General features: G+C 68.0%; 13 protein-coding genes. 8 read left to right on the top strand and 5 right to left on the bottom strand.

Going from position 1 to position 12,604, the window contains the following annotated elements:
• The first annotated feature begins 49 nt into the window (after positions 1-49).
• Positions 50-1,174 (top strand): glycerate kinase, encoded by a 1,125-nt coding sequence (locus ACVWYS_RS18240; protein ID WP_456510201.1) that lies wholly within the window; start codon positions 50-52, stop codon positions 1,172-1,174.
• Between the two features lie 90 nt (positions 1,175-1,264).
• Here ACVWYS_RS18240 and ACVWYS_RS18235 read toward each other — a convergent pair whose 3' ends face one another.
• A complete protein-coding gene (locus tag ACVWYS_RS18235; protein ID WP_456510200.1) occupies positions 1,265-1,975 on the bottom strand; it encodes a DUF6766 family protein in 711 nt (236 codons plus the stop codon).
• Positions 1,972-2,472, bottom strand: coding sequence for a DUF6328 family protein (locus ACVWYS_RS18230; RefSeq protein ID WP_456507749.1), 501 nt, complete (start codon positions 2,470-2,472; stop codon positions 1,972-1,974). The genes ACVWYS_RS18235 and ACVWYS_RS18230 overlap by 4 nt, the downstream gene beginning before the upstream one ends.
• Before the next feature lie 251 nt (positions 2,473-2,723).
• Between ACVWYS_RS18230 and ACVWYS_RS18225 the strand changes: the two genes are divergently transcribed.
• Positions 2,724-3,635, top strand: a complete 912-nt coding sequence (locus tag ACVWYS_RS18225; RefSeq protein WP_456510199.1) for an SDR family oxidoreductase — start codon at positions 2,724-2,726, stop codon at positions 3,633-3,635.
• A gap of 133 nt (positions 3,636-3,768) precedes the next feature.
• Positions 3,769-4,011, top strand: a complete 243-nt coding sequence (locus ACVWYS_RS18220; protein ID WP_175460614.1) for a hypothetical protein — start codon at positions 3,769-3,771, stop codon at positions 4,009-4,011.
• A 103-nt stretch (positions 4,012-4,114) separates the two neighbouring features.
• Here ACVWYS_RS18220 and ACVWYS_RS18215 read toward each other — a convergent pair whose 3' ends face one another.
• Positions 4,115-5,464 carry a uracil-xanthine permease family protein gene (locus tag ACVWYS_RS18215; RefSeq protein WP_456510198.1) on the bottom strand — a complete coding sequence of 450 codons (1,350 nt, stop codon included), beginning with the start codon at positions 5,462-5,464 and terminating at the stop codon, positions 4,115-4,117.
• Here ACVWYS_RS18215 and ACVWYS_RS18210 point away from each other — a divergent pair.
• The 4 genes from ACVWYS_RS18210 (at position 5,457) to ACVWYS_RS18195 (ending at position 9,151) form a co-directional block, all read left to right on the top strand.
• The gene (locus ACVWYS_RS18210; protein ID WP_456510197.1) at positions 5,457-6,227 is read left to right on the top strand and encodes a hypothetical protein; all 771 of its coding nucleotides are present in this window, start codon (positions 5,457-5,459) and stop codon (positions 6,225-6,227) included. The two genes, ACVWYS_RS18215 and ACVWYS_RS18210, sit on opposite strands and share 8 nt — an antisense overlap.
• A 182-nt stretch (positions 6,228-6,409) precedes the next feature.
• Positions 6,410-7,015 carry a malonic semialdehyde reductase gene (locus tag ACVWYS_RS18205; RefSeq protein ID WP_116765422.1) on the top strand — a complete coding sequence of 202 codons (606 nt, stop codon included), beginning with the start codon at positions 6,410-6,412 and terminating at the stop codon, positions 7,013-7,015.
• Positions 7,016-7,301: 286 nt separating this feature from the next.
• A complete protein-coding gene (locus tag ACVWYS_RS18200; protein ID WP_456510196.1) occupies positions 7,302-7,835 on the top strand; it encodes a 2'-5' RNA ligase family protein in 534 nt (177 codons plus the stop codon).
• Between the two features lie 155 nt (positions 7,836-7,990).
• The gene (locus tag ACVWYS_RS18195; RefSeq protein ID WP_456510195.1) at positions 7,991-9,151 is read left to right on the top strand and encodes a GGDEF domain-containing protein; all 1,161 of its coding nucleotides are present in this window, start codon (positions 7,991-7,993) and stop codon (positions 9,149-9,151) included.
• Here the strand turns inward: ACVWYS_RS18195 and pgm are convergent.
• A complete protein-coding gene (gene pgm, locus ACVWYS_RS18190; protein WP_456510194.1) occupies positions 9,141-10,802 on the bottom strand; it encodes a phosphoglucomutase (alpha-D-glucose-1,6-bisphosphate-dependent) in 1,662 nt (553 codons plus the stop codon). The genes ACVWYS_RS18195 and pgm overlap by 11 nt on opposite strands.
• A gap of 147 nt (positions 10,803-10,949) precedes the next feature.
• Between pgm and ACVWYS_RS18185 the strand changes: the two genes are divergently transcribed.
• Positions 10,950-11,672 (top strand): DUF4190 domain-containing protein, encoded by a 723-nt coding sequence (locus ACVWYS_RS18185; protein ID WP_456510193.1) that lies wholly within the window; start codon positions 10,950-10,952, stop codon positions 11,670-11,672.
• Positions 11,673-11,734: 62 nt separating this feature from the next.
• Here the strand turns inward: ACVWYS_RS18185 and ACVWYS_RS18180 are convergent, their stop codons facing one another.
• Positions 11,735-12,601, bottom strand: coding sequence for a phosphotransferase (locus ACVWYS_RS18180; protein WP_456510192.1), 867 nt, complete (start codon positions 12,599-12,601; stop codon positions 11,735-11,737).
• Positions 12,602-12,604 lie beyond the last annotated feature (3 nt).

The raw sequence follows: 12,604 nt of genomic DNA, 5'->3' as shown, positions 1-12,604 counted from the left end.
ACCGCGTCCTGTCAGCGTGCCGGGCCCTCCGGACTGGCAGGATAGTGCCATGCGTATCCTCATCGCCCCGGACAAGTTCAAGGGCTCTCTGACCGCCGCCGAAGCCGCCTCCGCCATCGCTGAAGGCGCCCTGCGCGTCTATCCCGACGCCGAAGCCATCCAGTTTCCGGTGGCCGACGGCGGCGAAGGGACCCTGGAGGCGGCCGTCGCGGCAGGCTACGAGGAAAGGCTCAACGCCGTCGTGGGCCCGATCCTGGCTCCGATCGGTGCCGCGTGGGCTATCCGCAAGGACGCCTTCGGCGGGGCCACTGCGGTGATTGAAACGGCGCAGGCATCCGGCCTGGCGCACATGGAACCGACGCCGGCCAACGCCCTGCGGGCCCACAGCTACGGCTGCGGCCAGCTGATCGCCGCCGCCCTGGACGCAGGGGCCACGGAAATCGTGCTGGGCGTGGGCGGTTCGGCCATGAGCGACGGCGGCAGCGGCGCACTCCGGGCGCTCGGCCTCAAGCCGCTGGACGCCGCCGGCAACGTGGTGCCCCTCGGCGGCGGGTCGCTTGCCGACGTCGTGACGGTGGATGTCAGCGGGCTGGATCCGCGGCTGTCCGCCGTGAAGTTCAGGATCGCCGTCGATGTGCGGAACCCGCTGTTCGGCAGCGACGGTGCCGCGCACGTGTTCGGCCCGCAAAAGGGCGCCGACGCGGATGCGGTGGAGCTGCTCGACGCTGGCCTGCGCAACTGGGCCTCGGTCCTGCACGAGTCCACCGGCCGGGACGTCAACGTCCCCGGAGCCGGTGCGGCCGGCGGCTTCCCGGCGTCGTTCCTGGCCTTCAGCAACGCCGCCCTGGAGGGCGGATTCGAGCTCGTGGCCGGCCTCACCGGGCTGGCCGGAAAACTCGCGGTGGCCGATCTGGTCATCACCGGGGAAGGCTCCATGGACAGCCAGTCGCTGACCGGGAAAGCGCCCATCGCGCTGGCCGATGCCGCCCAAGCCCGCGGCATACCGGTGATCGTGGTGGCCGGCCGGATTCTCGTCACCCCGGAGGACCTTGCCCGGCACGGCGTGGTGGCCGCGGCCCAGCTGCTGGATGTCGCCGCGAGCCCCGACGACGCTGTCGCCAACGCCGCAAAATATCTTGCCTGGGCCACCAGCCAGGTCCTCGAAGGGGCCTGACAGCGGCTCCGACAGCAGGGGCGACGAAAGCAGCAGCGGAGAAAGCGCCGAACGCCGGGTCCGCAACCCGCTGACCGATGGCCGCGGGGGTCAGGCGCCCGTCTCGTAGTGGGGTTCGGCCACCGGCTTGGACTCGGGGGATCCCTTCTCCCGCAGATAGACCGACGCGCCCACCAGTACGGCGACCGCCAGGAATTCGCTCTGCCAGTTCTGGAACGACTCAAACCAGAATCGGCTCGTGGCGAGGTAGCCCAGCACCGTGACCGTCGGCTGGCCGTGGGCTTGCTGATCGTCGTTGTAATCGGCGCTGCCGCCGACTGCGTGCAGAACAAACGACATCAGGAAGAGCAGCAGGAACATGATCGACAGGGAGTGTTCGTAAAGTTTCAGGACCCACCCGCCGCGCCGGACGGGCCAGGGCGTGGACGGCCTGAGCTTGGCCGGCCGGGGATCCTCGTCTTGCGGGGCGGCGCGGCCCATGGGCTTGGACTCCGAGGACCCTTTCTGGAACAGGAAGACTGTCAGCAGGACATACATGCCCATTTGCAGGAATTCCGACTCCCAGTTCTCAAACGTCGCCTCCACGAAGGCCCCCGTGCCCAGGTACTGCAGGACGCTCACCGCCGGCTGGCCGTGGGCCAGTTGGTCCTCGCTGTAACTGGCTGCCCCGCTGAGGACCATGCCGCCGAAGAAGGCGATGAATAGCGCAGCGTTGGCCAGCAGCAGCCCGCGTTCCTTGACCCACTTGCCCATGGTTCCTCCCGTGCCTGCGGCGCGCCGCGCCTGTGAAACGTCTGTCATTGTGGCTTCTCTTTCAGGCCCCTCCGGCGGAGTGCGGCAGGGACAAAGACCATCAGCAGCAGTAGGACAGCCAGCAGGCCGACGCCGGCCATGACGCCGGCCGCCCGGCCCAACGTGAGATCGAAAATGAGGGACGTGGTTCCCACGCTCAGCAGCATGACGCCGCCCAATGACACCTTCGCGATGGTGTCGGCGCTGGCCACGAGGGTAGCCTTCAGCCCTTGCCGGAAGAGCCGGCGGTGCAGGCTCACCGGTAACAGGATCGAGGCCGTGGTGAGAGCGGCCACGATGACGTTGGCGAGGTACAGCCCGGTTTGGTATCCATCCAGCGTCTCGAAACGAGCCTGGAACGGCAGCGTCAGGAGGAAGCCGGCGAGAACCTGGACCCCGGTCTGGAGTACCCGCAGTTCCTGCAGCAGTTCCACCCAATTGCGGTCCATCCGCTCAGCCCGAGATTCGTCCCTGCCGTCATCCTGCGGCGCCGCCGGGCCTGTCATGACTGTTCCTCCGCGCAAACTGAAATCCCTGGACTCCCCAGGAACGCTGAAATCCTTGTCAACGGGGCGCGGCGTGCGCCCCACCCTCAACCTAGGCTTGAGAGTTGCCAAAAACAAGTTGGTAGTAAGTTTGCTGACTACTTTGCGGTTAGGGTAGAAACTGCGTACTTCGCCGGGATAGTTTCCAAGCGGCCGGTCAGCGCCGGTCCGAGGAGCTTCCCTGGAAAACCGACACGTTGGGTAGGTGGACTATGAGTGACTCAAGCAGCGCCGCACAGAAACAGCAGGACCAGCCGAAGGACCCCCGCACCGGCTACTACTCCGGGTCCTTCCCGGAGCAGGTGCAAGAACAGCCAGGCCTCACGGCGCCCATGGAGCCGAAGCCGGACCACGGCGAGGAAAGCTACCGCGGCAGCGACGCGCTCAGTGGCAAGGCTGCCCTGATCACGGGCGGCGACTCCGGGATCGGCAAGGCAGTGGCGATCGCCTTCGCCCGGGAGGGCGCCGACGTCGCCATCTCGTACCTGCCGGAAGAGGAAGAAGACGCGCAGGACACCGCCGCGTGGATACGGAAGGCCGGCCGGAAGGCCGTGCTGCTCCCAGGCGACGGCCGCAGCGAGGACTTCGCGGCGAAGATCGTGAACGACACGCTGACCGAATTCGGCCGGCTGGACGTGCTGGTGCTGAACGCGGCCTACCAGAAGAACCGGGACAGCTTCGAGTCGCTGCCCACAGAGGAGTTCGACCGCGTGTTCAAGACCAATCTGTACTCGCTGATCTGGACGGCCCGCGCCGCCGTCCCGCACCTCAACGCCGGCGCCTCGATCATCACGACGGCCTCCATCCAGGCATTCAAGCCTTCGCCGGAACTCATCGACTACGCCATGACCAAGGCCGCTCAGGTGGCCTTCACCAAGGCGCTGGCGCAGGAACTCGGGCCGAAGGGGATCAGGGTCAACGCCGTGGCCCCGGGGCCCATCTGGACGCCGCTCATCCCTGCGACCGCATGGCCGGACAAGCTCCCGTCGTTCGGCCAGGACACACCCCTGCAGCGCGCAGGCCAGCCCGCGGAGCTCGCGCCTGCCTATGTGCTGCTCGCCTCGGACCACGGCTCCTACATTTCCGGCGCCGTCCTGCCCGTCACCGGTGGCAAGGGCCTCTGAGCTGTACCCCGACGGCGGGACGCATCCGGCCGGAGCGCCGGGCCTGAGCCAGTTCGGCGCAGAAGACCAAGACAAGTGCAAGACAAGTGCAAGAGAGTCCGGAGCAGGACGCTCCGGCGGAGCGGAGGAACACGTGAGTTCAGAAAACACCACTACCGAGCCCGGATCCGGTGCCAGGAGCGGCGACGCCGCGGTCCCCTCGGCTGACGCCGAAATGGATGCCTCCAACACCGAAAAGCCCGACGCCGGGCGGCCCTTCTCCTCGGAGTCCGGCCAGGATGCGGCCGGGCTGCCCGATGGTTCCGGCACGGACCTGCCGAAGGAGAAGTCGCCGGAGAAGGGCAGCGACGACGAGGAACCGTTCGACGCCGGCTAAACCGGCCGCCGCCACAACCAGCCGGGCCGGGGCCGGGCCACCACACGGTGGCCCGGCCCCGGCCTGTTGGCTTTGGCGGGGCGGGCGGTAACGGGGGATGCCGCTAGCGGCGCTTCTTCGGTGCGCGCTTCGCAGCGGCCTTCACCGCCGCCGTCGCAACGGACGCCGGATCCTCCGTTTCCGGCTCCGCCACCGTGCCGCGTGCCTTCGCGATCGCCTTCATGCCGTGGTAGATCACCAGCGCGGCGGCCGAGCCGAGCGCGATGCCGTTGAACGTCAGGTCGCCGACGGTCCACGTGTAGTTCGCGATGCCGATGATCAGCGCCACGGCGGCCGTGGTCAGGTTGATCGAGTTGGAGAAGTTCACCTTGTTCTGGACCCAGATCTTGACGCCCAGCACGCCGATCATGCCGTACAGCATTGTGGCTGCGCCGCCCAGGACGCCGGCGGGGACAGTGGCGATGAGTTCGCCAAACTTCGGTGAGAAGCTCAGCACCACGGCGAAGATGCCCGCCACCCAGTACGCCGCGGTGGAGTACACCTTGGTGGCAGCCATGACGCCGATGTTCTCGGCGTAGGTGGTGGTGCCGGACCCGCCGCCAAACCCGGCCAGCATGGTGGCGGCGCCGTCGGCCAGCAGTGCCCGGCCGGACACGCCGTCGAGGTTCTGGCCCGTCATGGCGGACACGGACTTCACATGACCGATGTTCTCCGCCACCAGCACCAGCACGACAGGCACGAAGAGGCCCACGACGCCGAAGTGGAATTCCGGGGTCTGGAAGTGCGGCAGGCCAACCCACGTGGCGCCGTCCACCTTGGCGAAGTCGACTTCGCCCCGGATCATCGCGACGAGGTAGCCCACCACGACGCCCACCAGGATGCTCAGCCGGCCCAGGATGCCGCGGAACAGCACGCTGACCACAATGATGACGGCCAGCGTGATGAAGGCGGTGACGGGGGCTTTGTCGAAGTTGCTCTTCGCGGCTGGCGCCAGGTTCAGGCCGATCAGGGCGACGATCGCGCCGGTCACGATCGGCGGCATGAGCCGGTTGATCCAGCCGGCGCCGAACTTCTGCACCACGGCGCCGACGACGGCGAGGGCCGCACCGGCCAGCACGACGCCGCCCAGCGCCCCGGGAATGCCGAACTGCTGTTGCGAGGCCAGGATCGGTGCGATGAACGCGAAGCTTGACCCGAGGTAGCTCGGAACGCGTCCCTGGGTGATGACCAGGAACAGCAGGGTGCCGATGCCGGAGAAGAACAAGGTGGTGGCCGGCGGCATGCCCGTGAGGATCGGGACCAGGAAGGTGGCGCCGAACATGGCCACTACGTGCTGCATGCCGATCCCGATGGTCAGCGGCCAGGTGAGCCGCTCATCCGGCTTGACGACCTCACCGGGGCGGACGGACTTGCCGGTGCCGTGGAGCTTCCATTTGGTGCCGAGCATGCTCATTGCCGGGAGCCTTTCAGAGAATGTGGGGCCGGAGCGGAAGGAATCTTCCAGGCAACTTTACCGCGCAGGCCGGGCGCGTCCGGCGCCGTCGGGCGCCGCGACAGGTCCGGGCGCGGATATGGGGAGTGGCCATCGGCGACCGTTGCGTTTTCCGGGAAGTCCGGCCATACTCCGGGGAAGACCGGGGAAGACCGGAGTCGGCGAGCTTTACCGGCAGGTTCCCGCGCAGCACGCGACATCCGTCAGCATTGGCCACGTCCAGGACGTCGGCCGGTTCAACATCATCGGGCAGACTGTCACCCTGTTCGGAACCATACGCTGCACTGTCGACGCCGACATGGGTGTAGTCCAGCAGGGGATGCGCCGGCTGGCCAGGCACCAAGCGGAGGCCTTCGGCTGCACGGCCGATGTTGAGTTCCTGCAATCTGTTCCGGGAGTCATCAACCAGAGGGAGTGGATTGATGCAATCCTGCCCGCCCTTGGCAGGATTGTCGGCCGGGAGAGGATCGTCGAGGTGCCCGTGACGCTTGGCTATGACGATGTGTCGGAGTTCGTCAACGCCTACGGCGGCGCGTACCTCAGCTACGGGGTCCAGGACACACGGATCGACGGCGACCAGCTAAGGCCGGTGAAGGGTGGCCGCGGGCTGTTCCCGAACCATAGCCCCGGGTTTTATGCGGACGACGATTGCCTGGTTGATGCAGTCCGGGTGCACGCGGGCCTCGCTTTCGGCCATCTCGCCGGAGAGATCACCGCTCGTTAAGAGGCCGTGTCAGGCTCCTGTCTGCCTTGATAGGCCTTGCAACGCGGCTGCGCACCCTGCATTGCTGTGCCGGACATCACAGGGCGCAGCGGGAAGCAAGCGCTGCTAGTTGAAGTTGCAACTATGGACAGCAGGAGACGCCAGCAGCCTGACGGTGCGCCGGCCCAGCGAAAGGGACGCGAATGACGATCGCCCATGAAGAAGCAGTAATCGACGCCGCAGCGGTGGACGCCATCTTTGCCGAGGCCCGCACGGCGAACGCCTTCACCGGCGACGTTACCGACGATCAGGCCCGTGCCATCTACGAACTGACGAAGTTCGGTCCCACCGCCTTCAATTCACAGCCGCTGCGCGTCACGTACGTGCGCTCGGATGAAGCCCGGGCCACGCTTGTGGACGCACTTTCCGCCGGAAACCGCGCCAAGACGGCATCGGCGCCCCTCGTCGCAGTCCTGAGCTACGACACCGCCTGGCAGGACCAGTGGGACAACTTCCTCCCCGGCTACAACGCCCCCAAAGCCATGTACGACGCCGCGCCTGACCTTGCCGCGGCCACGGGCAACAACAACGCCCACCTGCAGGCTGGCTACTTCATCCTCGCGGTCCGCTCCCTGGGCCTCGCCGCCGGTCCCATGACGGGCGCGGATTTCGCCGCCATCGACGCCGCATTCTTCCCCGACGGCAGCCAGAAGAGTTTCCTGGTGGTCAACATCGGCCAGCCCGGTGCGGACGCCTGGGGTGCGGCCAAGCCGAAGTTCGCCTACGAGGACGTCGTCCGCACCGTCTAAGGACTGTCTAAGCACCTCCGGCACTGTCCCGCGGAGGTGCCTCCGGCACTGTTCTTGCGCGGAGGTGCCTCCGGCACTGTTCTTCCGCGGAGGTGCCTCCGGCACCATGGGGGACAGGCCGGAGGCACACGGGACGCATTTCTGCGGTTCAGCGCATGGCCTGCATCCGGGGCCACTTCCTATTTTAGTCCGCACCGCAGCCTCCGGCACGGGGCGTTCGCGACGTCGCCGACCCCGGTCAGGACCCGGGCGCCGCTCCGACCGCCGGGCGTGGCACACTTTTCCCATGCGGAACCTGATCGCGGTGGCCTTCGTGGAACCGGTTGTCGAGGGACTCGAGTTTCCCCGTGACGACTGGCCGCTGCACATCACCCTGGTGAAGTTCGACGTCGTCGAACCCCAGACAGCGGCCGGCGCACAAATCGAGACGCCACCCGGCTCCGGCGATCCGCTCGCCGCGAAGATCTCCGCGCTTATGGCGGACCCCGTGGCCGCGGCGCTGGGCTGCCGGGTGAGGGTAGGCGGGGAAGCGCGGTTCGGGCGGGCAGGGTCCATCCCGGTCAACCTGATCGAACCCAACGAGCACCTGCAGGCCCTGCACAATGCCCTGGTCGGGATCGTGGAGCAGCTGCCCGGCAGGATCCCTACACCCGCCTATACCCTGGCAGGGTACCGTCCGCATGTCTCCCACCACGGCGACAAACGGCTTCGCGAGGGCGACGCCGTCGCGCTGGACCGGATAGCACTCGTGGACATGGCGCCCGGCGGCGGGCACTCCACCCGGCGGATCCTCACGCTGTGGACCGACGGCCCGGCATAAGCCCCGGGACGGCGGCAACAAGAATCCGCACGTCATATCGTGGCCACCACGAGGCTTTCCCGACGACGGGTGCCATACTTGGGTCAACTTCGGCGGTTATTCGACGGTGAAGTGACGCATTGCGGGCAAATTACAGCGGACCGGGGGGCCACTAGATGATGCTTGACACCGCCACACTGCGGGTTGCCTTGGCGCTGGTCGACCTCACGCTGCTCATGCTCTTCTACTTCATTACCTTCCGGCGGACCCGCTCCGCCTACAGCGGCTGGTGGTGCATGGCCCTCCTGCTGTTCCTTGTCGGCAACGCCGCGTACCTGCTGGACGGGACGGTGTACCAGGCCTGGTCCAACCCCGCCGGCAACGTCCTGCTGGTCGCCGGCGCGGCCAGCATCTGGGCTGGCGCCCGCTCGCTGCGGGCACCCTCACCCCGGCCCTGGCAGCTCGCGGCCGGTCCCGGCGTCGTCGGCGTCGTGTCGGTGTTCGACCACCCGGCCACAAACATCTGGGCGGGAGGCCCGGTGTACCTGGCCTTGATGGCCGTGCTGATCGGCATGGGATCCCGGGAGCTGTTCCTGCTTGAGCGCGACTACTCGCGCGTGCACCGGCCCCTCGCCGTGGGCGCCGGCATCCTGGCCGTCTTCTACCTGGGCCGCTTCATCGCCTTTTTGACGGACGGGCCGGGCGGGGCGGTCTTCACCTCGTTCTTCGGTTCCGCGCCCATGACCGTGTTCTCGACGGTCACGCTGGTGGTGGCCTCGTTCACGATGGCCGAGCTGAGCTATGAACAACAGACTCGCGACCTCCGGGCACGCGCCACCGTGGACGGCCTCACCGGCCTGCTGAACCGCTCAGCGTTCCTTGACCTCGCGGGCAACGAACTGCGCCGGTTGCGGCGCACCGGAACCACGGCCTCGCTGATCCTCGCGGACCTGGATCACTTCAAGACGATCAACGACCAGTTCGGCCACTCGGCCGGGGACTCCGCCCTGCAGGCGTTCGCCGGAGCCTGCGCCGGCACCGTCCGCTCCACCGATCTCGTGGGCCGCTACGGCGGCGAGGAATTCATCCTCCTGCTCCCAGGCGTCACGCCGGAACAGGCCCGGGAAATCACCTCCGACATCAGCCTCCGGCTTCAGGAATCCGGCTCGGAAGTCATTCCCCGGCTGCCGACAGTGAGCTACGGCATTGCATCCACCGATGCCGGACCGGGCGGCCTCGACGCTGTAGTGGCCTCGGCCGACGCGGCCCTCTACCAGGCAAAGACGCTTGGCAGGGACCGCGCCGTGGTGGCCGCGGTCGGCGGAACTACGAAATAACCCCGTCCACCAGGGCCTTCGCCTCGGCCTGGACCTGCTTGAGGTGCTCGGCGCCCTTGAAGGATTCGGCGTAAATCTTGTACACGTCCTCCGTACCGGAGGGCCGCGCCGCGAACCAGGCGTTTTCGGTGACCACCTTCAGGCCGCCGATCGCCGCGCCGTTGCCCGGCGCCTCGGTCAGTTTGGCGGTGATCGTTTCGCCGGCGAGTTCGGTGGCGGTGACGTCCGACGACGACAGCTTGCCCAGTGCGGCCTTCTGTTCGCGCGTGGCGGCGGCATCGATCCGGGCATAGACGGGGTCGCCGAACTGGTCCGTGAGGCCCTTGTAGAGCTGCGACGGCGACTTGCCGGTGACGGCCGTGATCTCCGAGGCCAGCAGGGCCAGCAGGATTCCGTCCTTGTCGGTGGTCCAAACACTGCCGTCCATCTTATTGAAGGACGCGCCCGCGGATTCCTCGCCGCCGAAGGCCCCTTCGCCGGACAGCAGGCCCGGGACGAACCACTTGAAGCCCACGGGAACCTCCACGAGCTTGCGGCCCAGGCTCGCGGCCACGCGGTCGATCATCGAGGAGGACACCAGGGTCTTGCCGATCACGGACTGCGGGTTCCAGCCGGTGCGGTGCCGGTACAGGTAGTCGATGGCGACGGCGAGGTAGTGGTTCGGGTTCATCAGCCCGCCCTGACCGTCAACAAACGGTGTGACGATGCCATGGCGGTCGGCGTCGGCGTCGTTGCCGGTGGCGACGTCGAACCTCGCCCCGTCGGACATCCGGCCGATCAGCGACGCCATCGCGAACGGCGAGGAGCAGTCCATCCGGATCTTCTCGTCCCAGTCCAGGGTCATGAAGGCCCACTGCGGGTCAACGGTCGGGTTCACCACCGTGAGGTTCAGGTGGTGGCGTTCGGCGATCTCGCCCCAGTAGTCCACCGACGCCCCGCCCATGGGGTCCGCGCCGATCCGGACGCCGGCCTCACGGATGGCGTTGAGGTCCAGGACGGAGGGGAGGTCATCCACGTAGCTGCTGAGGAAGTCGAACTTTCCGGTGGTCCCGGCGGCAAGGGCGTCGGCCACGGGGATCCGCTTGACGCCGCGCAGGCCGTTTTCCAGGAGCTCGTTGGCGCGGTTGGCGATCCAGCCGGTGGCGTCGGTGTCCGCAGGGCCGCCGTGCGGGGGGTTGTACTTGAATCCGCCGTCGCCGGGAGGGTTGTGGCTGGGGGTCACCACAATCCCGTCCGCCTGCGGTGCGCCCGGGCCGGCCTTGCGGTTGTGCGTGAGGATGGCGTGGCTCAGTGCAGGGGTGGGTGTGTAGCCGTGGCGGGCGTCGATGAGGACGTGCACGCCGTTGGCGGCCAGCACCTCGAGGGCGGAGTTTTGGGCCGGTTCGCTCAGGCCGTGGGTGTCCTTCGCCATGTAGAGGGGCCCGGTAATGCCCTGGCCCGCACGGTATTCCACGATCGCCTGCGTGATGGCGAGGATATGGGGTTCGTTGAAGGACGCCTTCAAGCTCGAACCACGGTGCCCGGAGGTGCCGAAGGCCACCCGCTGGCCCGGGTCCGTGAGATCCGGCGAAACGTCGTAGTACGCATCCAAAAGCGCAGTGAGGTCAACAAGGTCTTGGGGTTGGGCAACTGTGCCCGCGCGGCTAGCCATGGCACCAGCATGCCAGACGACGGCGGGGTGCAACACGCTTTCGCGCCAAACCCGCTCCTGTGACGCAAGAAAGCCGCAGACCGGGCCGGCCCCAACGCAACCCTCCGGCGGTAGTCTGGATCCAGGGACTTCTTGAGGGGACGCGCCATGACTGAACAGCCACAACAGGGTAAAGACGAGAGCAAAGACGGGCAAGGCAAAGACGGGATGCCCGAGGGCTACCAGCCGACGCTGCGTCTTCCGGAGCACCAGCCGGACGTTCCGCCGCAGCAGGCAGCCCCCGTCAGCCAGGACTCCGGCCAGGCGACCGGCCAGGAGGCCGGCCAACCGGCGACGCACCAGTTCGCGCAGCCCGAGCCGCCGCAACAGCCGGACTACCCGCAAGAGCCCTCCGCGGGCCGGCAGCCCGGGCAGGAGCACTACGGCCAGCCCGCACAGGATCAAGGCCAGTTCTCCAGCCCGTACCCGCCGATCTACGGCCAGTCCGGCACGACGCCGTATGCGCCCGGCCAGGGGGCTTACGGTCAACCGGCCCAGCAGTACGGCCAGCAGTCGCCGTACGCCCAGCCGGGCAGCGCGAACGCCTACGGGCAGCCCGCCTACTACAGCGTGCCGGCAGCGCCGAAAGGCCTGAGCATTGCCAGCATGTGCTGCGGCATCGCCGCACTGGTGGGATTCGGGTTCTTCCTGCTCCCGCAGCTGGCTGCGGTCATCCTGGGACACCTGGCCCTGCGCCGCGAACCGGCCGGCCGGGGCATGGCGATCGCCGGTCTCGTGATGGGGTATGTGGCGATCGCCGTCACGGTGCTGGTGATGGTCATCTTCGGACTGGTCATCGGCAGTGCGCGCAGTCGCGGCTACGGAGTCTAAGGACGGCGTCCCGCGCCGGTTGCGCCGTACCCGGGCCGGCGGCCGCGGCTGCCGCCGGAGGCTCAGAGTGTCAGCGCGGCCACCAGCGGGCGGGCATTGGCCTCAAGCCAGCCCCGCCGTCGATTGATGAGCCCGCCCACGCCGTCCTGCCACATCCGGGCCCAGCCGCCGCCCAGCGTCGCGGCGTTGTGCCGCATCCGTTCGTAGCTCAGCTCCGCGGCGTCGATCCCGGCACCTGGCACCCGGCGTCGTTCCTCCTCGGACCAGCCGTAGGCGTCGGCGACGAGGCGCAGCCGGCGGAACGGATCCTGATCCTCCCAGCCGGGCCATGCGTCGGACGGGTGGCGGAGCGGCACCCAGTGCATGGCGGTGTTGAGCGAATCGTGGAAGGCCGTGGACGGTCCGGCGAGGTCGAAATCCACCAAACCGGCGGCCAGGCCGTCCCGGACCACCACGTTCTGCGGCGTTACGTCCAGATGGCAGATGAGCCCGGAAGCCTCAGTGGGGTTCGGCCGGAGCGGACTGCGCGGAAACGGACTGCGCGGAAACGGATGGTCCCGCGGCACGTAGCCCGCCGACGCCGTGTGGAGCCGCCGCACCAGGCGGCCCACCGAGGCCAGAAGGTCCGCGGACTGTGCCCAGGCTTCCGGCAGGGCGGCGCATTGTCCGGGCACGAAGGTCACGACGTCCCGGCCCTGATCATCCTGGCCCAGGAATCGGGGAGAGCCCTCAAAGCCGGCGTCTTCCAGCCAATCGAGGTACCCGGCCACGGCCAGGGACTGCGGCTGGTGCGGGCGGCGGATGGTTCCGCCAACCCGCACCACACCGTCGGTGACATCGCCCGCCGGCATGAGTTCGACGTCGGACGCCTCACCTGGGGCGGGGACGTAGACGCGCGCTGCAACCGGGACGCGATGCGCGGAGCTCATCGG

The organism is Arthrobacter sp. TE12231 (assembly GCF_054062895.1).
This window is presented reverse-complemented; position numbering and strand designations above follow the sequence as displayed.

Coding starts and splice junctions, on each gene's coding strand:
- ACVWYS_RS18210 (WP_456510197.1), top strand. CDS start 5,457: ATGCTCATTGCCGGGAGCCTTTCAGAGAATGTGGGGCCGGAGCGGAAG.
- ACVWYS_RS18180 (WP_456510192.1), bottom strand. CDS start 12,601: ATGAGCTCCGCGCATCGCGTCCCGGTTGCAGCGCGCGTCTACGTCCCC.
- ACVWYS_RS18185 (WP_456510193.1), top strand. CDS start 10,950: ATGACTGAACAGCCACAACAGGGTAAAGACGAGAGCAAAGACGGGCAA.
- ACVWYS_RS18205 (WP_116765422.1), top strand. CDS start 6,410: ATGACGATCGCCCATGAAGAAGCAGTAATCGACGCCGCAGCGGTGGAC.
- ACVWYS_RS18230 (WP_456507749.1), bottom strand. CDS start 2,472: ATGACAGGCCCGGCGGCGCCGCAGGATGACGGCAGGGACGAATCTCGG.
- pgm (WP_456510194.1), bottom strand. CDS start 10,802: ATGGCTAGCCGCGCGGGCACAGTTGCCCAACCCCAAGACCTTGTTGAC.
- ACVWYS_RS18240 (WP_456510201.1), top strand. CDS start 50: ATGCGTATCCTCATCGCCCCGGACAAGTTCAAGGGCTCTCTGACCGCC.
- ACVWYS_RS18195 (WP_456510195.1), top strand. CDS start 7,991: ATGATGCTTGACACCGCCACACTGCGGGTTGCCTTGGCGCTGGTCGAC.
- ACVWYS_RS18215 (WP_456510198.1), bottom strand. CDS start 5,464: ATGAGCATGCTCGGCACCAAATGGAAGCTCCACGGCACCGGCAAGTCC.
- ACVWYS_RS18235 (WP_456510200.1), bottom strand. CDS start 1,975: ATGACAGACGTTTCACAGGCGCGGCGCGCCGCAGGCACGGGAGGAACC.
- ACVWYS_RS18200 (WP_456510196.1), top strand. CDS start 7,302: ATGCGGAACCTGATCGCGGTGGCCTTCGTGGAACCGGTTGTCGAGGGA.
- ACVWYS_RS18225 (WP_456510199.1), top strand. CDS start 2,724: ATGAGTGACTCAAGCAGCGCCGCACAGAAACAGCAGGACCAGCCGAAG.